This is a genomic window from Streptomyces mirabilis, from assembly GCF_039503195.1.
Classification (GTDB): Bacteria; Actinomycetota; Actinomycetes; order Streptomycetales; family Streptomycetaceae; genus Streptomyces; species Streptomyces mirabilis_D.
The window spans coordinates 9,693,175-9,714,283 of sequence record NZ_JBCJKP010000001.1 but is presented as its reverse complement, the minus strand read 5'-3'; the positions used below and the strand labels follow the sequence as shown (position 1 = coordinate 9,714,283).

At 69.1% G+C, this 21,109-nt stretch carries 23 protein-coding genes and 2 pseudogenes; 11 read left to right on the top strand and 14 right to left on the bottom strand.

Going from position 1 to position 21,109, the window contains the following annotated elements; all coding sequences use genetic code 11:
- Positions 1-19 precede the first annotated feature (19 nt).
- Positions 20-1,042 carry a LacI family DNA-binding transcriptional regulator gene (locus AAFF41_RS44135; protein WP_319750863.1) on the top strand — a complete coding sequence of 341 codons (1,023 nt, stop codon included), beginning with the start codon at positions 20-22 and terminating at the stop codon, positions 1,040-1,042.
- Positions 1,043-1,349: 307 nt separating this feature from the next.
- On the opposite strand, the gene AAFF41_RS44130 is transcribed toward AAFF41_RS44135, so the two are convergent.
- The gene (locus AAFF41_RS44130; protein ID WP_343325842.1) at positions 1,350-1,778 is read right to left on the bottom strand and encodes a helix-turn-helix transcriptional regulator; all 429 of its coding nucleotides are present in this window, start codon (positions 1,776-1,778) and stop codon (positions 1,350-1,352) included.
- A gap of 233 nt (positions 1,779-2,011) precedes the next feature.
- Here AAFF41_RS44130 and AAFF41_RS44125 point away from each other — a divergent pair, with 233 nt between their 5' ends.
- Both AAFF41_RS44125 and AAFF41_RS44120 read left to right on the top strand, forming a co-directional pair.
- Entirely contained in the window at positions 2,012-2,749 is a 738-nt protein-coding gene (locus AAFF41_RS44125; RefSeq protein WP_343326450.1) for an ANTAR domain-containing protein, read from the top strand.
- Positions 2,750-2,783: 34 nt separating this feature from the next.
- Complete coding sequence (locus tag AAFF41_RS44120; protein ID WP_343325841.1) at positions 2,784-3,107, top strand: plasmid stabilization protein; 324 nt, start codon at positions 2,784-2,786, stop codon at positions 3,105-3,107.
- Positions 3,108-3,123: 16 nt separating this feature from the next.
- Here AAFF41_RS44120 and AAFF41_RS44115 read toward each other — a convergent pair whose 3' ends face one another.
- From AAFF41_RS44115 to AAFF41_RS44100, 4 genes are all read right to left on the bottom strand, one after another.
- Complete coding sequence (locus AAFF41_RS44115; RefSeq protein ID WP_487007383.1) at positions 3,124-3,384, bottom strand: hypothetical protein; 261 nt, start codon at positions 3,382-3,384, stop codon at positions 3,124-3,126.
- 808 nt (positions 3,385-4,192) lie between these two features.
- Positions 4,193-5,227 carry an NAD-dependent epimerase/dehydratase family protein gene (locus AAFF41_RS44110; protein ID WP_343325840.1) on the bottom strand — a complete coding sequence of 345 codons (1,035 nt, stop codon included), beginning with the start codon at positions 5,225-5,227 and terminating at the stop codon, positions 4,193-4,195.
- A gap of 10 nt (positions 5,228-5,237) precedes the next feature.
- A complete protein-coding gene (locus tag AAFF41_RS44105) occupies positions 5,238-5,957 on the bottom strand; it encodes a DUF998 domain-containing protein (RefSeq protein WP_343325839.1) in 720 nt (239 codons plus the stop codon).
- A complete protein-coding gene (locus tag AAFF41_RS44100; protein WP_319750871.1) occupies positions 5,954-7,003 on the bottom strand; it encodes an aldo/keto reductase in 1,050 nt (349 codons plus the stop codon). The genes AAFF41_RS44105 and AAFF41_RS44100 overlap by 4 nt, the downstream gene beginning before the upstream one ends.
- A gap of 75 nt (positions 7,004-7,078) precedes the next feature.
- On the opposite strand from AAFF41_RS44100, the gene AAFF41_RS44095 reads away from it, so the two are divergent.
- Positions 7,079-7,615, top strand: a complete 537-nt coding sequence (locus AAFF41_RS44095) for a TetR/AcrR family transcriptional regulator (RefSeq protein ID WP_319750872.1) — start codon at positions 7,079-7,081, stop codon at positions 7,613-7,615.
- 58 nt (positions 7,616-7,673) lie between these two features.
- Here AAFF41_RS44095 and AAFF41_RS44090 read toward each other — a convergent pair whose 3' ends face one another.
- Positions 7,674-8,063 (bottom strand): hypothetical protein, encoded by a 390-nt coding sequence (locus AAFF41_RS44090; protein ID WP_343325838.1) that lies wholly within the window; start codon positions 8,061-8,063, stop codon positions 7,674-7,676.
- Here AAFF41_RS44090 and AAFF41_RS44085 point away from each other — a divergent pair.
- Entirely contained in the window at positions 8,052-8,309 is a 258-nt protein-coding gene (locus AAFF41_RS44085; protein WP_319750875.1) for a hypothetical protein, read from the top strand. The genes AAFF41_RS44090 and AAFF41_RS44085 overlap by 12 nt on opposite strands.
- A gap of 77 nt (positions 8,310-8,386) precedes the next feature.
- Here AAFF41_RS44085 and AAFF41_RS44080 read toward each other — a convergent pair whose 3' ends face one another.
- The 4 genes from AAFF41_RS44080 to AAFF41_RS44065 all read right to left on the bottom strand — a co-directional run bounded on the left by AAFF41_RS44080 (position 8,387) and on the right by AAFF41_RS44065 (position 11,874).
- The gene (locus AAFF41_RS44080) at positions 8,387-9,130 is read right to left on the bottom strand and encodes an SOS response-associated peptidase (RefSeq protein WP_319750876.1); all 744 of its coding nucleotides are present in this window, start codon (positions 9,128-9,130) and stop codon (positions 8,387-8,389) included.
- 817 nt (positions 9,131-9,947) lie between these two features.
- A complete protein-coding gene (locus tag AAFF41_RS44075; protein WP_319750877.1) occupies positions 9,948-10,148 on the bottom strand; it encodes a hypothetical protein in 201 nt (66 codons plus the stop codon).
- Positions 10,149-10,278: 130 nt separating this feature from the next.
- Positions 10,279-10,518, bottom strand: coding sequence for a DUF5302 domain-containing protein (locus AAFF41_RS44070; RefSeq protein ID WP_319750878.1), 240 nt, complete (start codon positions 10,516-10,518; stop codon positions 10,279-10,281).
- Between the two features lie 456 nt (positions 10,519-10,974).
- Positions 10,975-11,874, bottom strand: a complete 900-nt coding sequence (locus AAFF41_RS44065) for an alpha/beta fold hydrolase (RefSeq protein ID WP_319750879.1) — start codon at positions 11,872-11,874, stop codon at positions 10,975-10,977.
- A gap of 82 nt (positions 11,875-11,956) precedes the next feature.
- On the opposite strand from AAFF41_RS44065, the gene AAFF41_RS44060 reads away from it, so the two are divergent.
- Both AAFF41_RS44060 and AAFF41_RS44055 read left to right on the top strand, forming a co-directional pair.
- Positions 11,957-12,436, top strand: a complete 480-nt coding sequence (locus AAFF41_RS44060; RefSeq protein ID WP_319750880.1) for a MarR family winged helix-turn-helix transcriptional regulator — start codon at positions 11,957-11,959, stop codon at positions 12,434-12,436.
- Positions 12,437-12,889: 453 nt separating this feature from the next.
- The gene (locus tag AAFF41_RS44055) at positions 12,890-13,270 is read left to right on the top strand and encodes a hypothetical protein (protein ID WP_343325837.1); all 381 of its coding nucleotides are present in this window, start codon (positions 12,890-12,892) and stop codon (positions 13,268-13,270) included.
- Positions 13,271-13,439: 169 nt separating this feature from the next.
- On the opposite strand, the gene AAFF41_RS44050 is transcribed toward AAFF41_RS44055, so the two are convergent.
- Positions 13,440-13,880, bottom strand: a complete 441-nt coding sequence (locus tag AAFF41_RS44050; RefSeq protein ID WP_319750882.1) for a hypothetical protein — start codon at positions 13,878-13,880, stop codon at positions 13,440-13,442.
- A 262-nt stretch (positions 13,881-14,142) separates the two neighbouring features.
- On the opposite strand from AAFF41_RS44050, the gene AAFF41_RS44045 reads away from it, so the two are divergent.
- Positions 14,143-14,838 (top strand): TetR/AcrR family transcriptional regulator, encoded by a 696-nt coding sequence (locus AAFF41_RS44045; RefSeq protein WP_319750883.1) that lies wholly within the window; start codon positions 14,143-14,145, stop codon positions 14,836-14,838.
- A 196-nt stretch (positions 14,839-15,034) separates the two neighbouring features.
- Here the strand turns inward: AAFF41_RS44045 and AAFF41_RS44040 are convergent, their stop codons facing one another.
- Positions 15,035-15,241 carry an Arc family DNA-binding protein gene (locus tag AAFF41_RS44040; RefSeq protein ID WP_343325836.1) on the bottom strand — a complete coding sequence of 69 codons (207 nt, stop codon included), beginning with the start codon at positions 15,239-15,241 and terminating at the stop codon, positions 15,035-15,037.
- A gap of 28 nt (positions 15,242-15,269) precedes the next feature.
- Here AAFF41_RS44040 and AAFF41_RS44035 point away from each other — a divergent pair.
- Positions 15,270-16,472: pseudogene (locus AAFF41_RS44035) on the top strand (RNA-guided endonuclease InsQ/TnpB family protein).
- A 143-nt stretch (positions 16,473-16,615) separates the two neighbouring features.
- On the opposite strand, the gene AAFF41_RS44030 reads toward AAFF41_RS44035, so the two are convergent.
- On the bottom strand, positions 16,616-18,259 hold the full coding sequence (locus AAFF41_RS44030; RefSeq protein ID WP_097224195.1) for an APC family permease: 1,644 nt from the start codon (positions 18,257-18,259) through the stop codon (positions 16,616-16,618).
- 352 nt (positions 18,260-18,611) lie between these two features.
- Between AAFF41_RS44030 and AAFF41_RS44025 the strand changes: the two genes are divergently transcribed.
- Together AAFF41_RS44025 and AAFF41_RS44020 are read left to right on the top strand one after the other, a co-directional pair.
- Complete coding sequence (locus AAFF41_RS44025) at positions 18,612-18,761, top strand: hypothetical protein (protein WP_388419511.1); 150 nt, start codon at positions 18,612-18,614, stop codon at positions 18,759-18,761.
- A 187-nt stretch (positions 18,762-18,948) separates the two neighbouring features.
- Positions 18,949-19,557 (top strand): response regulator transcription factor, encoded by a 609-nt coding sequence (locus tag AAFF41_RS44020; protein ID WP_319750909.1) that lies wholly within the window; start codon positions 18,949-18,951, stop codon positions 19,555-19,557.
- A 282-nt stretch (positions 19,558-19,839) separates the two neighbouring features.
- Here the strand turns inward: AAFF41_RS44020 and AAFF41_RS44015 are convergent.
- Positions 19,840-20,886: pseudogene (locus AAFF41_RS44015) on the bottom strand (ATP-binding cassette domain-containing protein); the annotation flags it as partial.
- Positions 20,887-21,109 lie beyond the last annotated feature (223 nt).

The following is a 21,109-nucleotide window of genomic DNA, read 5'->3' as shown; positions in this document are numbered from 1 at the left end:
TTCAGGAGACGGTTTCTCCATGGCAGCGAACCGCCGCCCCACCCTGGCCGACGTCGCCCGCGAAGTCGGCGTCAGCGCCAAGACGGTCTCCCGAGTCCTCAATGAGGACGGACCCGCTTCCGCGCAGACCAGGGAACAGGTACTGGCCGCAGTGGCCAAGCTCGGCTTCCAGCCGAACCTGATGGCCCGCAACATCCGCGTCGGCGGCCCGGACACCACCATCGGCCTGGTCATCCCCGACCTCGCCAACCCCTTCTTCGGAGCCGTGGCCCGCGCCATCGAGGACACCGTCCGCGAACGCGGACTGACCCTCCTCATGGGCTCCTCCGCTGACGACCCCGAGCGCGAACGCGCCCTGACGGACAAGTTCCTCGCCCGCCGCGTCAGCATCCTGATCGTCGTCCCGTCCGTCGGCGCCGACCACTCCCACCTCAAGTCCCACCGTACGGCGGGACTGCCAGTGATCTTCCTCGACCGACCCGGAGTCGGCCTCGCCGCGGACAGCATCGTCAGCTCCAACCGCGCCGGAGCCCACGACGGCGTCGCCCACCTCATCGCCCACGGGCACCGGCGCATCGGCTTCGTCGGCGACCTGCCCGTAAAGCTGTACACCCGCCGCGAGCGCCTGGCGGGCTATCGCGCGGCGCTGCAGGAAGCCGACATCCCCTACGACCGCTCGCTGGTCACCGATGCCCACGACCAGCGAGGGGCCGAGGCCGCGACCTCCCAGCTCCTCGGCCTGGCCGATCCGCCCACGGCCCTGTTCGCCGGCAACAACATCATGGCGCTGGGCATAGTCGCCGAACTCGCCCGCAGCAAACGCAAGGACGTCGCCGTCGTCGCCTTCGACGACGTCTCACTCGCCGAAGCACTCGAACCCGCCCTGACCGTCGTCGCCCAGGACGCGGAAGAACTCGGCAGGGCAGCCGCGACCACCGCCCTGACCCGACTCGACGGCGACCGCACCCGGACCCGCACCATCACCGTGCCCACTCGGCTGATCGTCCGCGGCTCGGGCGAGCAACCCGCGCCCAAGCCGTAGGCGGCCTGAACCCTGCCGGAATCGGAGGCAGCCCTCAAAGAGCGGAGGGGAGCCCGTGAACGCAGCTGTCCGCGTCACTCCGCATCCTCGACTGACCACCTGCGGCAGTGCCGGCTGTCCGCTGTGCCAGTGGTACATGGCGCCCGTGATGGAACGGTGGGGTCCGACCGAGCGCTACGTCAGCACGCGCGCGTAGCTGCACACCCGGTCGGGAGATCCCGTTCGGACGGGAGAGCCGCCGGGGGCGTCGGCACGTCGTGCCAGGCACTCGCTGGTGAGCCGTCCCCATACGGTCGATCCTCGCGAGTCATGACTTCACTCGGTGACGGCCGACCCGAACGGATCTCGTGGCCGTCATGCGGCCGTCGTCAGCAGGCTCTTCTGCCCCATCGCTCCCCTGATGCCCTGCCCCCTGCCCGGGCCGGGTTTCATGGGAGTTCTCGTGCTGGTCAAGGGCGGCCAGCAGGGCCGCCACGGTGAGGCCGGCGTCGGCCGGGTGCCGGAGGACGGTTCCCTCTTCGATGCGGTAGAGATTCGAGCGGCCCTGCCGGGTGTGGGTGAGATAGCCGTTCTGCTCAAGATCGGAAATGATCTTCTGGACAGCGCCCTCGGTGAGCCGGCATCGCGCGGCGATGTCACGGATACGAGTGCCCGGATCATCGGCGATCGAGGCCAGCACTCGGGCGTGGTTGGTCAGGAAGGTCCAGCCACTGTGTCCCTCAGGTACTCCACCCATGCCTCTCAGCGTAGTGCCCGACATTCACGTATTCAAAAGGGTGAAAATGAGTTCATGTATCTCTTGACGTGCGAGGTGAAGGAGGCCGAACCTGGAGCAAAGACCAGTGGACGGATGCCCCGGGAGCGACTCCCATGCAAGAACATCTGCTTTCTTCCCAGGCGAGGGGCGCAGACGAAGCCGTCCACGCAACACAAGCGGATGGCACCTTTCGAGCCCACACCTCGCCGTTCCTGAAGGTCGCGGCATACCCCTCCGACGAGCGGACGGTCGTGGCGGTCGCGGGTGAACTCGACATCGACACGGAGCAGGCTCTGCGGCACGCCCTGCGTGAAGCACTGGCCCAGTCACTCCAGGGCCTCGACCTCGACCTCACCGGGGTCGACTTCTGTGACTGCTCCGGCCTCAACATCCTGCTGCACATCCGCCGCCTGGCCCTGGCGGAGGCCAAGACGGTCCGCATCCAGACCGCGGGAGTCGCGGTCGAGCACCTGCTCACACTCACCCGCACCTGGCCGCTCTTCAAGCGCCCGGATGACGCCGGTCCCGGCGTGGCCGTCAACGGCCGGGGCACGCCTACCGGTACCGCCCCCAGCCCCGCGGAGGAGGACGGGTTGCCCAAGGATGTCGAGGAGGACCTGCGCACCGAAATCGGCCAGCTCAAACGGGCCATGCAAACCAGACCGGTCATCGATCTGGCCCGTGGAGTCCTGATGGCCTCCTACGGTCTGAACGCCAAGGACGCCTGGAGCGTCCTGGTCGAGGTCTCGCAGCGCACCAACACCAAACTCCACCACCTGGCCCAGGAGTTGGTGGGGGCGGTCAATGGCGCTCCGCTGTCCGACAGGTTGCAGCAGGGGATCTCCGCGGCGGTCACCGAAATCCTCCAACCCGACGGCTCCACCGGTAGTACAGGCAGCCCAGACGCAGTACGTGCGTTTGCGGCTTCGCCCCGGCGGCGCACAGGGTGAGCAAGGCGCCCCGACAGCCATTCAGGGAGTGATCATGCCTCGTGGGTCGAGCCCCAAGCGGGAACGGCAGTACGAACACATCAAGGAAAGTGCCGAGCAGCGCGGCGAGAGCACGAAGCGGGCCAAGGAGATCGCCTCCCGCACGGTCAACAAGGAACGGGCCCGCGCCGGCGAATCGAAGGCAGCGAGCAGGGCGTCCACGCAGGACAAGTCGTCGTCCCAGCGGGGCGGCCAGCGTTCGCACAGGGGTTCTCAAGGCCCCACTTACGACCAGCTGTACGAGGAGGCCAAGCGTCGCAACATCGAAGGGCGCTCGTCCATGAACAAGGCCCAGCTCAAGGAGAGACTCGGAAAATAGAGCGGCGACCTGCCACTCATCGAGGCCCATGTGGGCGGCTGCTACGCCGCGGGCAACCACGGCGCCCCGTCCCGCGCGACGAAGCACGCCGACTCCTCACCTCGGGCGTGCGCACCTGCGCGCACTGCAAGTCCGTGACCTCGGTTTCCTTCGGGGCGAGCTCGGAGGGGTCGCGCACCTCGTCGTCCCACTTGAGCACGTGCGCGACCAGTGCCCCGTCCCGCACCCGCAGCAGCAGCACCAGGCGCGCACGCCCGTGCCACGCCGGCTTCGCCACGGCCACCTTCGTATTGCGGACCAGCGCCCGGGCGATCAGAGCGTACTAATGGCGCCGCTCCACAGCGGTCGGGGCATCACGGGCCTCCACGACAACCCCGAGCCCCACCAGCCCAGGAGCCTCCGACACGGCCCGCTTCCCGACGACGCCGGCGCGCGCTGCCACTGGCACCGTCGCAGGCTGGACGGGTGGACTGGCCCGTTTCCGTCGCCCTCGCGCAGTCCGTACCGGAACTGCCCACCGGAACGGACTGGAGCTACGAGATGAAACTCGACGGCCACTGTCGATGCGCTGCGGCCACATGGCATGCCAGACCCGCATTCTGTGGAATCAGGTGCTGTCAAGCAGCTCGGCATGCGCTGCGGGGCCGCCCTACGGTTGGAAGCCGGTCTGCCGGGGGCGGCGCCGATGGGATGGTCGAGGGTGCGCCACAGGCAGCTCAAAGCCCGAGTCGCTGATCACGTGGGCTGCCATCACCCTGATGACCAGGCGCATCACCCGCCGGACCTTCCGCTGCACCGGCCAGCAGACTTCCCGAGAGCACGAACGGGACTGATCATCATGGCCCTGCCGACGGGCAGGGACCTCTCCCCGGCCGCACGCTGACGCCGTCACCCGGCCGACGGACGGGTGACCCTGGAACGTGTCGACTGCCATGACAGCCCGAAGTCTCCCGTCCCAGCTCACCCAGCGGGCACACAGGCGGCCCCGGACCGTACGTCGGCGCGGGCCCGGGGCCGAGGGCACCTCTCGGGCCGCGGTACCGGTTCGACGCCTCTTCGGCGCGCAGGGCTGCCGCGTCGGTCGGTTACGAGCCGGCCTTTGTCCCGATGCCATGGGCGAGGAGGCTCTCGGCGGTCTCCGCGATGGTGTCCTCGATGGGGCGTGCTCGCCACCCTAGAAGCTTCTCCGCCTTGGCGCTCGTGGCGTTGAGATTCCGGCCGAGCTGGTGCCTGAGCAGTCGCAGTTCCGGGTTCACGATGCCCAGTGTGCGTGCGAGCCACACGGGCAGTTCACGGGTCGGGGCCTTCGCGGCGCGCTCACCGAGGCGGTCCTGCAGAATGCGTGCGATGTCGATGACGCGCAGGCTGTGTCCGGCGATCGCCAGGAAGCGTTCGCCGGCGGCTGCCGGATCGGTCATTGCGCGCACGTGCAGGTCCGCGACGTCGCGGACGTCGACGAAGCCCATCCCGAAGGGAGGGCATGCAGGAACCCGTCCCTCGAGCATTCTGCGGACCAGACGCAGGGACGGCGGGTCGTCCGGGCCCAGCAGTGGTCCAAGAACCCCCACGGGATGAACCGCTGCCAGTTCCAGACCACCGCCTTCGTCTTGGACGAACTGCCAGGCGGCGCGTTCGGCGAGTGTCTTGGAGCGCTGGTAGGGCGGGATATCGCTGTCGACGTCGGTCCAGTCCTGTTCGGTGAACGGGGTCGAGCGTGGGGGGTGCCCGATCCCGACGGCACCGAAGGCGCTTGTCAGGACGACCCGGCGCACGCGGGCGTCGCGGGCGGCGCGCAGCACCCGCAGGACGCCCTCTCGTGCTGGGACCATCAGGTCGGCGTCTTTCGCGGGCGTATGGCGCAGGGTTGGCGAGGCGACGTGGAGGACGTAGTCGCAGTCGGCGACGGCGTCGTCCCAGCCGTCGGGGTCTTCGAGGTCGGCGCGCGCGACCGTGAGTCGGTCGTCGTCGAACGGTGTGGCCGCGTGGAGCCAGGAGCGCAGTGCCGGCTCGCGTTGCAGGTCGCGGACTGTGGTGCGGACGGTGTGCCCGGCGTCGAGCAGGGCCTGGATGCACCAGCTCCCGACGAATCCGGTTCCTCCGGTGACCAGTACTCGTGTCATTTGTCTCTCCTCAGCTTTCGACTCGTGCAGAAAGGGGTGCCGACGGGTGCGTCGCGCGATGCCGCTGGGCAGCGGCCACGCTGCTTCCAAGGAGGGCGTGGCCGATCATGATCGGGTAGATCACGGCGCGCTCGAACAGGCCGACGTTCCACATCCAGCCGGTGAACACGTCAGTCATGAAGAGGGGGAACGCGATCAGTCCGGCGGTGCCGAGGATGATGCTCGCGATCGACCGGCCTCTGGTGAGACCGATGCGGGTTCCGCCGGCTCCGACGACGATCGCCATGATGTTGCCGGCGAGCATGACGCCCTGCGCACCGACGGTGTGGAACGCGATCAGGCCGTTGTCGACGTTGGCGTTGGAGCCCTGGAAGACGCCGACGAGCGAGACCCCGACACCGGCGAGGACGGCGAGGATCCTGATGACGATCGGGCGGGTGCCCTCGCGCGGGTCGAACACGAGAATCGCGCCGACGATCAAGAGGGTGCCGTAGATCACCCAACCGGTGTCCATGACGGCGCCGAGGGGGGAGTTGGCGACCTGTCCGAACGCGGTCTGCGGCGGGCCGGTCAGACCGAGGTGGCTGACCCAGTTGTACAGGGGCGAGTACGGCGGGTCCTGCCAGGCGGCGGCGGTGATGAACTCGGCGACCCAGGACACGAGCGGGCCGAGAAGGATGAGGAGGGCTCCGGCGCGGGCAGCGGCGCCGGAGCGGACGATGGGGTTCACGCGAGGGCCATTCCGGGGACGCGCTTGCGGATGGCCTCCATCTCGGCTTCGTCCGAGACGCCCTGCCAGTCGTACCGGGGGGTGTACGGAGCCTCCAGGGCACGCACTTCGTCGTCGGTGAGCTCGATGTCGAGGGAGGCCACGGCCTCCTCGATCTGCCGGATCGAGCCGGCGCCGACCAGCGGCGCGGTGACCACCGGCTGGCGTCGCAGCCAGGCGAGCGCGACCTGCGCGCGGCTGACGCCGTGGGCGTCCGCGACCTGCCCGACCGCGTCGATGATCGCGTGGTTGGACGCCTCCTCGGCCGGCGAGTAGAGCAGGTCCGCGTAGGCGCCGTCCGTCTCGGAGCGTACCGTCGAGCGTGCGTCGTCCCACGCGCGGGTGAGGCGGCCGCGGGCCAGCGGCGACCAGATGATCGTGCCCACGCCCTCGTCCAGGCACAGCGGGATCATCTCGCGCTCCTCCTCACGGGCGAGGAGGTTGTAGTGGTCCTGCATCGACACGAACCGCGCCCAGCCGTTCTCCTTCTGCAGGCGCAGCGCCTTCGCGAACTCCCATGCGTGCATGGACGAGGCGCCGAGGTAGCGGACCTTGCCGGCCCTCACGAGGTCGCTGAGTGCATCGAGGGTCTCCTCCCAAGGGGTGGAGTGGTCGTTACGGTGGATCTGGTAGAGGTCGATGTAGTCGGTGCCCAGGCGGCGCAGCGAATGGTCGACCTCGGTCATGATCGCCTTACGTGACAGTCCCCGTCCGTTGGGTCCCAGCCGCATCGGATGGCGCAGCTTCGTGGCGATCACCACGGCATCACGGTCGGCGAAGTCCTTGAGCGCCCGGCCGAGGATTTCCTCGCTGGAACCGTTGGAGTACATGTTCGCGGTGTCGAAGAAGTTGATCCCCGCCTCCAGCGCGTGCTTGATGAGCGGTCGCGCGTCCTGTTCGCCCTTGGACCAGACGGGGTGCCCGCGGTCGGGCTCGCCGTAGGTCATCGCGCCGATCGCGATCGGGGATACGTCGAGGCCGGTCATGCCGAGCTTGATGTAATGCATGACGCTCCTTAGAGTAGGTGGAGAGCTCTCCGCATAACGTAGTGGAGAGGTCTCCACTTAGCAAGGTGAGGTCCCGTGGTCCGCTCAGACGCCCGTGAGAACAGGGCGCGCATCCTCGCCGCCGCACGCGAAGCTCTTGCGGCGGACGGCAGCACGTCGATGAACCAGATCTCTCAGCGCGCGGGAGTCGGCGCCGGCACCCTGTACCGCAACTTCCCCACCCGTGAGTCGCTGGTCCTGGCCGTCTACCAGGACGAAGTGGCACGCATCATCAACACCGTGCCCGTCCTGCTGGCCCAGATGCCGCCACTGGAAGCGCTCCGCCACTGGACGACCGACCTCGTCGAGGCCATGCGCAGAAAGCACGGCCTCGGCGACGCCCTCAGCCCGGGCGCGCACCAGGCGATCAGCGAGCAGAGCTACGGGCCGGTCATCGCCGCCATCACAGAACTCCTCGACGCCGGCAAAAGGGACGGAAGCGTCCGCCCAGACGCCGACCCAGGCGACTTCCTCCAACTCACCGGCGCCTTGTGGCGCGCCGCGTCCAGCCCCGAGGACCGGGCACCCCACATGCTCGCGCTCATCCTCGACGGACTCCGCCCGCAGCGGTGAACGCCGCGCATGCGACAGGGCCCGCCAGACGAACGACTTTTCTGTGGAATCAGATGTGTCAAGCTTGCGTTGATTTGCCCTGTCGGACGCCGACGATCGGCAGGAGCTGAACTGTGTCGGGTGTCCTGATCTGCCGGGGTGGTGGCCCGGCCGGGGTCGGGGTATCGGCGAGTCCGCCGAGGAGTTCGTCGATCACGGTCTGACCGTCGGTGAGAGCGGCTTGTTCGTCCCCGGTGAGCGGGATCGAGACGGCCACCTTCTGCAAGTTCCCTTTGGCTTCGAGGAGTTGGGCTCTCGTGGAGTCCTTTGGGGAGTAGAAGTCGCAGCGGGCGCAGGCCATGCGGTGTCGGCAGTGTCCGAAGAAGGTGTCGGCGCAGTAGCCGTGTCCGAGGCCGTAGTGCTGCCGGGGCTCGCCGGCCGCGGCGATCATGAGGGCGTGGCCGACCACACCTTGCACCTGAAGTACGAACCGATCGACCTGCGCACGTCGAACCTGTCCGGTGCCTTGCTGGGGCTCTCGGACAGGCTCCGGGCCTTCGCTCACGGAACCGTTCTGTACGGCGGTGATGAACTGTCCGACATGGCGCAGGAGATGGCCCAGGAGATGAACGCGACTGTGGCGCGATGCGCCGCGCTGGACGTCATGCGTCAGGCATACCGAGACCTGGTGCCGGACGTCCCGGAAGACGGCTGACCAGTCTTCGCGTCGCCCTTGCCAACTACGGAAGCTGCTACACCCATGCAGCGCCTTTGGCCGCCGAGCGGCAGCAGCTATGGGGTGAGCGCGTCGAGGAGCTGCGGGCCGTTGTTGCGGACGTTGTTGACGGCCGTGGAGACCGGCCGGGCGTCCAGGTGGCCGTCGGCGGGCTGGGTGAGCAGCGCCCGCAGTTCGTCGGGGTCCTGGTGGTGGGGGTCGAGCCAGGAGTCGTAGTGGTCCGGTGTGAGGGCGAGCGGCATGCGGGGGTGAACGCGGCCGGCCGTGTCGGTGGCCTCGGTGGTGATGATGGTGCAGGTCGTCAACCAGGCGGCTGGGTCGTCGTCCTGTTTGACCTCCGGGTTGCGCCAGTACTCGTACAGGCCGGCGAGCGCCATCACCTGCTGGTCCTCGGGATGGATGAAGTACGGCTGCTTGCGGGCCTTGCCCGTATCGGGGTCCTTGGCCTGCTCCCATTCGTAGAAGCCGTCGGCCGGCAGCAGGCAGCGGTGTTTGGCGAATGCGCGGCGGTAGGCGGGTTTCTCGTGCACGGTCTCCACCCGCGCGTTGATCATCCGCGCGCCGATTTTCATGTCCTTCGCCCAGGACGGCACCAGGCCCCAGCGCAGCGGACGCAACTCCCGCTCCACCGCGGGGGCATCGGTCTGGTCGCGCGGGACGCGCTCGAGGACGGCCCACACGTTGTCGGTCGGGGCGACGTTCCAGTTCGGCGCCAGCGCCTCCTCGGCACGCCAGTCGGTGACCTGGAAGAGCTGGACCAGGTCCTCGGGACTGCGGGTGGAGACGTAACGGCCGCACATGGCACCACTGTGCCACCGGCGGCGCCGACCGCAGCGCCGTTCGGTGGCCCGTGTCGGACCGTGCACCTCGGCGTTGCAAGGCAGTCCCGAGGCTGACTCCAGCGGTTGCGCGGGGAGCTCGCCGATGAGGTATCGGGCGGCCCTTCACGAGGCGGCCGCGGCAGAGCCCGGTCGGACATTCGACTCGCTAGCAGCACCCCGAGTGCAATCCAAGATCCGATCTGCGGAGAAGTCGCAGGTCAGCACCATCGGATGAAGGGCCAGTCAGTGGCAGTGTCCTCCCGGTCCTGCAGTTGCGCGGCTAACCGTCGGCTGCCTCATCGTGCTCTTGGCCTGTCGGCGGCAGCCCGCTCCCTGTTTCCTCTGCGCGTCCGTCCGCGCAGCCGATCCCCTCCGGAGTCCTCCTGTGATCACACCCGCTCAGGGCTGCGCCCCTCAACAGCTCTGCCAGCTCCTGCACGGTGCCGGCTCGCCGAAGACCGGCGCTTACCTTCTGAATGTGCCGTCCGCAGAAGGCACGGCGCACTCCGGCACCAGCGCGCTGCCGGTGCCGAAACGAGCGGTGTCCGGGACGTCCCACCCCCCTTTCCTTGTTCTTCCTGCTGTGGGGCGTGGTCCGGGGGCGTAGAAGGGATGTCGGCCTCCCGACCACGGCCTGACCGACATGGTGACCTGCGGGTTCACAGGAAGGCGCGGCAGAGGGCGCGGGCAGTTGTCGGCCGCGGTGTCGGAGGGGATTCCGGCCTGGTCCACGGAGGCGTTGTCGCTTCGTGACCGTGGTCGGGGCTCTGGTCGGGGCCGACTGGCGCTGTGGCCGCTACGCGCGGCGCCGGGCAGGACGGTGCCGCCCCGGACGGGAAGCGAGCGGAACCGTGATGATCAGCGCGGACGCGGGCAGCGGGGACCGGCTGCGCTGGCCGTGCTGGTGCAGTACCGGATGGACACCACCGAGCAGATGACGGCCGATCAGGAGCTTCCATGCGGGCCGCCTTCCGGTGCGGTAGCGATTCCTGGCCACGGCCTTTGCCAAACCTGCGCGGCAAGCCCTCACCCGATGGGTCGTGGGCGGGCGACCCAAGGTGGAGCTTGGCGAGCCGGCACGACGGCCGGACCGTGCCCTGCGAGTCCCCTCCGGCGGCCGTCTGGACTCAGCCGCCGCTCTTGCGCCGAAACGACCGCTGACTCGCAGCCGGGCCGTGCGCCCCGCGGATCTTCGACGCGCCGGTGTTCGCAGCCAGGGCGGCTGCGTCCGCCTGCATGCCCCGCTTGCGCGCCAGGGCGTCCCGGAACTTGCGTTTCAAGTCATCCTGCCCGTCGTCGGGTGCCGGCGCGGGCTCCTCGATGTCGGACAGCTCCGAACCTTCTTGCGGTGAGGGCTCTGACGTCATGGTGACCTCCGGGTTCGGGCAGTGGGAAGCACAGCTTGTCATGGACCATGGTGTCCGCGATCAGGCCCCCGGTCCGGGCGCGGGTCCGCGAAGGTTGGTGAGGCCTCCACGCCCGCAGCAGCTGGTCACAACGGGTCGAGGTCGCCGACGAATACGACGAGGAGAGCCTCCTCTTCACCCCATGATCGGCGGCAGAGATCTCACTGGCTTTCGGGTGCGCTTCGAACCGGCGGGCAACAAGCGCCGCGAGGAATGCTTCCGGCGCTGACCGACGCCGGCGAACGATGGCTGCGGCTGATTGATGCGGGATCCGGATCGGGAAAAAATGTGCGTCTGCACGAGAATCCCGTGCAGGCCCGGATGCCGAAACCCGGGCATGGACGGGGACGCCTGCCAGATCCCAACTACCGTAAATCCGCACGTCACGACGTCGGGTTGGTCCTTTGCGCCGGTCGCCTAGAACCGTTGGACGGCGTCGGTGTTTCCGACGAATTCGAGAATGGCCTTCGCCAGCTCGTCGGGAGCCTCCATCGCGGCGTAGTGGCCGACCCCGTCGAGAGATACCGAGCTGACCTCGGTCGCCGCCGCGGCCTGCGTCATGGTGGCGGCCGTGAAGGAGCGTCCGCCGGCGCCGACCGCGAGCACAGGTACGGTCAGGCCCGGCGCGTCGGCGAGAGCCTTGATCTCGGAGCCCTCGCGCAGCATCGACCGGTAGAGGCCGATCGCTCCTCGCCAGCCGTCGGGCCGCGCGTAGCTGCGGACGAATTCGTCAATGTCGGCGTCGGTGCTCGCATCCGGGGTCGCACTCGTGGCCGAGAAGGCGAACTGTCCCAGGAACTCGCGCTCGCGACCGGCCAGCAGCATCTCGGGAATGCCGGGCGCGGCGAGAACGCCGATGTACCAGGCGCCACCGTGGGTGATGTCGGCCAGCGCCTCCACGCCGAACCCGGGCAGTCCCGTCTCAATCGCGATGAAGCTGAGCACGTCTTGCGGGTGCGTGGTCGCGAGTCGGAACACAGTCGCTCCGCTGATGTCCTGTCCGGTGAGATGGACCGGGCCGACGTCGAGTTGCTCGATCAGAAGGTGCAGGTCCTCGGCCGAGGTGGCGCTGTCATACTCGCCCGGCCCGTTGCCGGAGTCGCCGAAGCCGCGCAGATCGACGGCGAAGACACGGTGGCGCTCGGCGAGCAGCGGGATGAGCTTGTGGAAGGCCCACCAGGTCTCGGGGAACCCGTGGACCAGCAGGATCGGGGTTCCGCTGGTTCCCACCGCGACATAGTGCAGCGTGGTTCCGTTGACCTCGACGCGGTGGTGCGTGATCCCCGGGAGTGTGGCACCGGCTGGTGTGACTTTCATCGTGCCCCCCACTTCGACAACCTTGTTGTCTATGACATTAGACAACAAGGTTGTCGTTGTCTAATGGTCGTATTCTTCTTCCATGCCACGATCCGGTGCTGACCTCGCACTGCTCCTGCTCGGAGGCTTCCGCTCACTCGCGGACGCCGCGACCGCCGAACTGGCCCGCCGTGGCTACGAAGACGTGCGTCCCGTCCACGACTTCGCCCTGCGTGCCATCGCCGCTGGTGCGGACAACGCTTCAGAACTGGGCCGACGCCTGTCCGTCTCCAAGCAGGCGGCGGCGAAAACCATCGCGGTGCTGCAGGAGCGCGGATACATGGCACGTGACACGGACCCCCTTGACGCCCGCCGCAAACGCCTTCAGGTCACCGCACTCGGCTTCGAATTGCTGCGACAAGGTGAATCGATCTTCGACGAGTTGCGCGACCAGTGGGAGCGGCAGATCGGTTCTGCCGAACTCGCGAGCCTTGAGACGCACCTGGCCACGCTGGTTGGCGCCCTGCCCGTGCGCCTGGATGCACCGGGCTGGATTGCACATGACCTCGGCGGGCCGGCCTAGCAGTCCTCCTGCCCACGAGCGCGCGCCTTGGCGGTCGGTTCGCCGAAGATTCCATCCGCCCAGGCCGAGAACGGTCGATACGGCCGCCCGCAGGGCTCCGGCGTGACCGGAGCAGGCATTGCTGTTGGCCGATGACAAGTACCAGGCCCGAAGGCGAGCCCTTCCTCAACGGCTCGCGGCTGCTCTCCGTCGTCACTTCATCGCCGCCCTGGAGTAGCTTTCGCTCGCCAGGGAGCCCCGCTCGCCCTCCGCTGTCGCCCCCGCCACGTGGCCGGCGTGCCGACCAGGCGCAGCAGCTTGTGCAGCCCAGAGCCGGCGCGCAGAGGAGACGGACACCGTGCACGACGACCCCAGCTGCATCGCATCGTTGCTGCGCCGAGAGGACGCCAGTGTGCCCGCTCGCTTTGGGCTCGTGCACTGCCACTTTTCACCGCAGAGCTCCATGAGCGCGGTGTGCGTCTCGGCTTTCGCAGCCCTGGGGCGCCACACCAGCCGGACTGCGCCGATATCCGCGTCGAGGTCGACGTCACCCGAGACCACGGTCAGCTGGCAGCGAGGCAGCCAACCAGGCTGCGGCGCACGACCGTTGACTATGCGCCGCTCTGGGCAACAGTGGCCTTCGTCGATAAATGGCCTGCCTTCGCCGGAGGGGACGGCCGGGCCTCCGACTCCCGCTCTCCCGGTCCGGTTGAAATTCTCTGCGCGATCCTGACCCTCGGCGACAGCACAGCGACTTCGGGCACCGTCAAGGTCTCCGTTGCCCCCTGGAGACTCGAATCGATCGATGGACACATCGAGTTCGAAGTGGCGGCGGATCAGTTGATTTCCAGCTGAGGTTCACCACCACTGGACCCCGACGAGACCTTGGGTTCTGGCGTTCGTCTCAATGTGGGTGCGGACCGCCGTGGGGCGCACGATCCGGGATCCTGGTCGGCCGGGGGGTGCGGCCGTGTCGCTGTGTGGGCAGGCGCCGGCGTTCCGGAGTCGGGCGGCTCGGGCCGCGTCAGCTGTGGTTCAGGGACCACACGACCTGGTCCTGGTACCAGCGGGCGGCGCTGACACCGTGCCACGAGGCCGCTTCGTCGACCTGGTCCTCGTACCAGCGGGCGGCGCTGACACCGTGCCACGAGGCCGCTTCGTCGACCTGGTCCTCGTACCAGCGGGCGGCGCTGACGCCGTGCCACGAGGCCGCTTCGCCCTCGTGGTCCGCAGACCGTACGGAGCGCAGAGTGTCCTGCCCACGGTGGTCGTCACGACGGCCGTCGTCCGTGTGGCGGCCGACTTGCCCGCTGCTGGTCGCGGAGGTGGCGGACACGTACTGCGTGTGCCGCACGGGCACCGAAGTCGCGGCTGCCGACGCCGAGCCGCCGGCTCCGAGAAGGGCTCCGCCGGCCAGTGCCGTGGAGGCGAGTGCGATCGAGACGCGCTTGGTCATGCTGTTCATGGTCATTTCCCTTGCGAGACTGCCGCGGTTTCGCCGAGTCGGCGGCCGCCGCTTCCATGTGAACCGAGATCCGGAAATCCCGGGTCAGTCGGCTTGCCGCAAGGTCATCCGGAGGGGTGCCTCACGTTCGGCTCTGCCACCGTACCCGAGGGGTGCCTCATATTTGCAGTGAGGCTCATCACGCCACGTCAGGGGGGCGAGATTGCGATCGGAAACGTGACGATCAACGAATTCGAGGGGGGCCTCATGTTACGCTCGAGCCATGAGCCACCACCACGCCCCGTCCGCGAGGGAGACACCGGCGAGACCCCTGCGCCGTGACGCACAGCGCAACAGGGACGCGATCGTGGCCGCCGCCCGCACGGCCTTCTCCGAGCAGGGCCTCGGGGCGTCCCTGGAGGGCGTCGCCCGCGAGGCCGGCGTCGCGATCGGCACGCTCTACCGCCACTTCCCCACCCGGCTCGACCTGGTCGAAACACTCTTCAACGCGAAGTACACGGAACTGCTCACCACCGCGGAAGAAGCCGCGGCCATGGACAACGCCTGGGAGGGGTTCTGCCGCTACCTGGAGAAACTCTGCCAGTTGCAGGCCTGCGACCGCGCCTTCAACGACCTGGTCTCGGCACGGCTGCCCCTTCACGTGGCCGGCCGCAAGATGTACGAACGCGCCAAGGAACTCGGCATCCAGATCATGCGCAACGCCCAGGAACAGGGCGTCCTGCGCGGCGACGTCACCGCGCAGGACATCGCCTTCGTGATCTGGTCCCAGGCCGGGATCATCCAGGCCACACGCACCGTCGCCCCCCAAGCCTGGCGCCGCCATCTCCACCTGATGCTCGACGCCTTCCGCACCGAGGGCGCCCACGAACTGCCCGAACCCCCTCTGACCAGCCAGCAGGTCGACCAGACCCTCGTCACTCTGGAGTGCGCCGAAGAGGACTGCCGCGAGCAGTCCTGACCACACGAGAGACAAGGCCGCGGACAACAGCTGCGCATCACACCGGACCGGCGCCACACCGGACCGGTACCTCGGCCGACCGGCCGGGACGACCCCGGCAGCACTCCGGGCGGCAGGACCACGGGCCGTCCGACCGCCGTCTTCCGGCTGCCCCGGCCCGCGCTGTCACCGGGATTCCCGGAGGATGCCCTGGCCTTCAGGCCGGGGAGGAATCCCGTTTCCCGCGGAGCGGGGCAGGGGAAGCCGGATCGCCGCTGGGCGATCCGGCGTCCGGCCGGGGAGCGGCGAGGGCGACCTCCAGGAGGTGCAGGATCTCGGAGTTGAGGGACCGCCGGTCCGCAGCGGCCTGAGCGGTCCCCTGTTCGTGTAGGTCTGCCGGGATCCGGAGTGAGAAGCGAATCATGACGCTACGTGGCATCGTGACGACGCCAATGGAAGCCGACGGGGCCGGGCGCGCCCGGTACACCCACCGGCTTCGCGTGTCGTCGAGTGCCCGTACCGCGCTGGAGGCGGAGTGGGCACGGTGCCGGTGGATCTGGAACGAGTGCGTCGCCAAGTCCAAGGCGGTCCACCTGCACAACAGGACCACGGGCGAGAAGCGGACCTGTGCCCGGCGCAGCTCGACAGGATGCCGACCGGGGCGCGGGAGCGTACGCCGTGGCTGCGTGAGGGCAGCTCGGTTCCTCAGGAGCAGCTGATCCGGGACTTGGGCAGGTCCCGCGCGAAGGCGCACAAGGGCATCCGGGAAGGCCTGTCTCAGCGGCAGCGGGCCGGTATGCCGGGATGGAAGAAGAAGCGCGAGGCCTCGCCGACGCTGGACGACACCCAGCGCGGGTTCCGGCTGAAGGACGACCGCCTGCGCCTGGCGGGTGGGGTCGTGCTGAGGGTCGTGTGGTCGCGCGGCCTGCCGGGCGAACCCTCCTCGGTGCGCGTGTACCGGGACAGCGTCGGGCACTGGTACGCATCGTTCGTGGTCCCGAGGTGCGGCCGCTGCCGGAGACCGGCCGGGTGCTCGGCGTGGACTGGGGCGTGAAGGAGACCGCGACCACCGCCTCCAACGCCCACGACCTGCCGCACGCCCAGCACGGCCGTCAGACGCAGGCTGGGCTGGCCCGCTACGGCCGGATGACGGACCGCCGCCGGCCGAAGAAGGGGCAGGCCGCCTCGAAGGGCTACCGCGAGGCGAAGAAGTGGCGGGCGAAGACCTGCGCGAAGATCGCCCGGCAGCGGCAGGATGCCGGCCGCAAGTAGGCGAAGAAGGTCGTGACCGACCATGACGCCATCGCGGTCGAGGATTTCAGGCCGAAGTTCCTCGCCAGGTCCTCGATGGCGCGCAAGGCGGCGGACGCCGCGATCGGCGCCACGAAGAAGGCCCTGATCGAGATGGGCCGCAAGCACGGGCGGGACATCCGTCTCGTGCATCCTGCACACACCACCATGGACTGCGCATCGTGCGGAGCGAGAAGCAAGCACGCACTGCCGTTGTCCGAGCGCACCTACACCTGCACCGCGTGCGGAGTCGTCTCCCCAGAGACAAGAACTCCGCCCGCGTGATGCTCGTCCATGCGGGTCCGAACCCGGCTGGTGCCGAGGGCGTAAGACCACCGGGAGCGCCGCTCCCAGAGGCAGCCTGAGCCAGGAATCCCCGCTCAGCCCTGAAGGAAGGAATCCACTCTCTTCAAGGAGGGGAGCAGTCGAAGCCGGGACAGTGTGCTCGCGGCGCCATCCTGGAACCGGCCGCTTCGGGACCGCCCCGGTATCAGGCAGTGCGGACGGTTCAGTGACCGCCCGCGTCGACGACCTCGATGTCCTCGATGTTCTGCTCGATCGCGTCGGTCGGCAGGGCCACGCGGATCGCCCAGTGGTAGATCGCCAGGGAGAACACGGCCACGACGGCGATGTCCGTCCACATCGGCAGGTTGCCCTGCCCGCCGCCGAAGGTGCCCTGCCAGGAAATCACACCGATGCCGAGCAGGTAGACCGGCAGCCACTGGGCGGACTTCCAACTGATCCGCGGAGCGTTCGGCAGGCCCTTCTTGGACGCGTAGAGGGCGTAGCCGCCGAGCAGGAGGTAGCCCAGGACGATCGCTTCGCCCAGCTTCTCCAGGGTCTGCCAGCCGCTCCAGTAGATGATCAGGCTCGCAACGATGAACGCCAGTGGGGAGAGCACACCGCCGAGCGGCAGCCGGTAGCTGCGCTCGCGGTTCGGCAGGCGCCTGCGCAGCGCGCCGAAGGCCAGTGGAGCGCCCGCGTACATCAGCACGCTGGCGGAGGTGATGAAGCCGACCAGCTGCTGCCAGCTCGGAAACGGCAGGAAGCAGACCACGCCGGTGACGAAGGACATGATCAGGCCGTACACCGGGACCCCGCGTGCGTCCGTGCGCTCGAAGACGCGCGGCGCGTAGCCGTTCTTGCTCAGACCGTAGGAGATACGGGAGGTGGAGGTGGTGTAGATCAGACCGGTGCCGCCCGGGGAGACGATGGCGTCGAAGTACAGCACCACGGTCAGCCAGCCCAGACCGACAAGGGTGGCCAGACCCGCGAAGGGGCCACTGATACCGACGAAGTCGAGCTTGTCCCAGCCCTTGGCGAAGCTGCTGCCGGGCAGCGCGCCGATGAAGACGACCTGCAGCAGGACGTAGATCAGCGTGCCGATGGCCACTGAGCCGAGCACCGCGCGGGGGATGTCGCGCTTGGGGTTGCGGCTCTCGCCCGCCAGCTGGATCGCCTGCTCGAAACCGAGGAGGGCGAAGACGATGCCGCTGGTGCTGATCGCGGCGAGCACGCCCTTGGAGCCGAACGGCGCGAAGCCGTGCGAGGTGAAGTTGCTGCTGTGGAAGTGGGTCGCAGCGAGGGTGAAGATGGCGAGCAGCGGCACGAAGATCTTCAGCCAGGTGGCAGCGCTGTTGGTCCGGGCCAGCACCGAGACACCGAGGAAGTTCACGGCGACGAAGACGCCCATGAGGATCACCGCGACGATGAAGCCGCTCGTCGTCAGGGTGCCGTTGTCATTGAGGAAGCTCTTGGCGAAGTGCCAGTGACCGGCGTAGCCGATCATGGCCTCGACCTCGATCGGCGCCACGGTTGCCGCCTGCAGCCAGGCGAACCAGCCAAAGGACATGCCTGCCAGGCCGCCGAAGGCGTAGTGCGGGTAACGGGCGGTGCCGCCGGCGACGGGGAACATTCCGCCCAGCTCGGCATGAACAAACGCCAGCAGCACGATCGCGACCGCGCCGATGCCCCAGGAAATCAGAGCTGCCGGGCCGGCGGCGACGACGGCGTTCTTCGCGCCGTACAGCCAGCCGGATCCGATGATTGAGCCGGCGGACGCCCAGAGCAGCCCGATCAGTCCGACGTTCCGTCGGAGGGAGCTACGGTTCTGGCTCGTGCTTGGTGGGGCGAGCTGGTCGACAGATGCCATGGGGCGGCCTCACGGTGTCAGCGGTGCGTTAAAGAGTCGCCACAGGCTAGGTTCGGAATGTCACCATGCAACAGCCCATAGAGCTGAATAGTTATTTTCATCACGTTCGTCTGCGCAGCGCGGTGGCCACCGCTGGACGTGGTGGATCCCGTTCGGTGACACGCCGGCATAGATCCGACCCCGGCGGCGAAACCGTGATCAGGCTGCAGTCGTCGCCGTGGTGCCGACTGAGCCGTGGTCGTGGCCGGCCGCAGTTTCGAGTGCCGGCGCCTCCCCCTGAGTCACGCTGATACGCGAACGCCGTGGCATCACCGCCGCGGTCGCGAAGCCGGGCGCCCAGCCTCGGAAGGCGGTGCCGTCCGCTGATCCGGACGAGCGGGTGCGGGTGGCCGAGCTCGAGGCGAGTGAGCGCAAGCTCGCCACCGAGCGGGGCATCCTCCGCAAGGCGGCCAAGTACTTCGCCGGAGAGACGAACTGCGAGGAGCCGCTTCCAGTTCGTTGACGACCATCGGAACACCTACAAGGTGAAACGGCTCTGCCGGAAGCACGCCGCGGCGTGCGGGCGCTGGGCGTGCGCCCCCTCGCACCCTGATGGCCGGTTCTTCGCGCCCAGAAATGTTGCGGGGGCCCAACAATGGGCACGCGCTCAACATCACAGGACTGGCGTACGGCAGGCTGAAGGGGCGGCAGTGATCCAGGTACTTCTCGTGCACGACGGATGTCTCGTCAGATCGGTCCTCGCGCAGTGGCTGTCACGGGAGCCCGACCTGCGGGTGGACGACGTCCCCTGGCGCCGGGCGTCCTGTCACGTGCGCGCGTTGCGGCCCGACGTGTGCGCGGCGGATCTGGACTGCTCGGACACGGCCGGCATTCCGCCCCTGGGCGAGTTAGGTCTGCGGGGCGGCGGCCAGGTCCTGCCCCGCTTACTCGTACTTGCCACTGCGAACAGGCCTGGCCTGCTGAGACGGGCCCTGGAGGCGGGCGCGCTCGGCTACGTCGACAAGACGGGGACGCCCGAGCAGCTGCTGCGCGGAATCCGGAAGGTCGCTAAGGGGGAACGTTTCGTCAGCGAGTCGCTGGGGTTCGGATTCCTCAAGGCCGCCGAGATGCCGCTGACCCGCCGGGAGCTGAGCGTGTTAACCCTCGCCGCCGAGGGGGCCTCCGTCGCGGAGATCGCCGGGAGCCTGCACCTGTCCCACGGGACCGTGCGCAACTACATGGCGGCCATCACCCGCAAGACCGGCGCCCGCAACCGCATCGACGCCATCCGCATCTCCCAGAGCCAGGGCTGGCTGTGAGAGGTGCCCGGGTTCCCAGCCACCCACGAGGTCGCGGTAGAGGGGCGAGCGGCGCAGCACCTCCTCATGCGTCCCGAAGGCCGTGCGCGGGCCGTCCATCACCAGCACCCGGCCGGCGCGGCGGGCCGAGCTGATGCGGTGGGCCACGACCACCAGGGTGCCGCCCGGCCGGGCCGCGAACGCCCGCTCCGCCCGTTCCTCCGCCACCGGGTCCAGATGGCAGGTCGCCTCGTCCAGCAGGACGAGGGGGGCGGACGACAGGTACGCCCGCGTGAGCGCGATCAGCTGGCGCTCCCCGGCCGACAGCGCCGCGGGATCCACGCTAGCCCCCGTCCCGCCCAGGGCGTTGAGCAGCGGTGTGAGCCCCACCGCCTCGGCCGCGGCGAGCAATTCCGCCTCGGGGACGGGATCCGGCCGCAGATGGGCGAGGTTCTCCCCGAGGCCGCCGCTGAACACGTACGCCTCCTGCGGGATCAGCACGCGCCCGGCGGCGGCCTCGCGGCCCGGCACCCGGCACCCGCAGATCCGTATGTCTCCGCGTACCGGCTTCAGCAGTCCCGCGACCAGCCCGGCCAGCGTGGACTTCCCGACCCCGCTCGGCCCTACGACGGCCAGATGAGCGCCGCTGGGCAGCGCGAGGGTGAGGTCGTCGACGACGGGGACGCGGGCGGGGCCGTAGGAGAAGGTGAGGGACGTGAGAGCGAGGGCCGGGGGCACTTCCGGGGTGGAGGGGCACGGAGGCGGGGTGTGCGGGGTGAGCTCGGTGACGGCGGGGCGGGAGACCGCAGGTGGAGGCGGCGACAGCCGGCGCAGCACCACTGTCAGGCGCGAGCCGCTGGTGCCCACGCCGTGGATGAGGCCGGTGAGGGCCGGGAGGAGCGACTGGCTGACGTAGGCGAGCGCGCCGAGCACGGCGCCGGGGGTGACCCCGTGGTCGAGGAGCCAGGGGGTGCCGGCCAGGAGCAGGACCAGAGGCAGGTGGCCGCCGAGTGCGAGACAGACGACGCGGGCCACGCCCCAGCGGGCCAGGGCGCGGGCCGCCCGCTGCTCGGCGTCGACGAGGGCGCCGGCGTCCGCGGCGATGCGGTCCTCCGCGCCGGCCGCCGTGACATCCCGCAGCCCCGGGCAGACGGCGCCCAGGTTCTCCGCCAGGGCCTCGTCGGCGGCGAGGTACGCCTCCTGCCGTCGCGCCAGCGGACGCAGGGTCGCTGCGAACAGAGCCACTCCGGCGGCGAGCGGCGGCACGACGGGCAGCAGCAGCAGCGGGGCGAGCGAGCACAGGCCCGCCAGCGCGCCGACGGACGTGAACACGAACGAGCGCGAGACCATCACCAGGCCCGCGAAGGTGTCCCGGGCGATCTCGACCTGCTGGGTCAGGCCGGACAGCGCCCCGCGGTCCCCCTCCCGCACCCCGCGCCGCACCACGCCGGTGACGAGCCTGTCCCTGAGCGGCTCCACCAGCGCGGCGACCGCCCCGTACACCCGCCCGGTGCCGTACGCGCCGACGAGTACGCCGAGCCCGGCTGCCGCGAGCCAGCCGAGCCCCACGGCG